Here is a 217-nt window from a genome sequence, read left to right as displayed (position 1 = left end):
ATACTAGCCTTAGGAAACTCTATCGGGAATCGAACTGTCTTCCATGAGTTTGTAACTCCTTCAACTATTCCCCATTGAATTATAAGTCCACCTGGAAGTGTTCTATAACCTGTAGTAGCTAGATTCTGAACTTGTCCTATAATCATATCCTCACTAGTTTCATAATGTAATACATCATAATCAGCTTCTGTTCCAGTAGTACCACCATTATGAAATC

1 protein-coding gene is annotated in these 217 nt (G+C 36.9%); it reads right to left on the bottom strand.

What is annotated here, in order from left to right:
• A partial coding sequence (locus LPC13_RS16875) for a gp53-like domain-containing protein (RefSeq protein WP_234089041.1) occupies window positions 1-217 on the bottom strand: 217 nt, incomplete at both ends.

It is taken from the genome of Clostridium celatum, assembly GCF_021412605.1.
Lineage (GTDB): Bacteria > Bacillota > Clostridia > Clostridiales > Clostridiaceae > Clostridium > Clostridium celatum.
The sequence above is the reverse complement of the archived record's forward strand: the minus strand, read 5'-3'. Positions and strand labels throughout refer to the sequence as shown.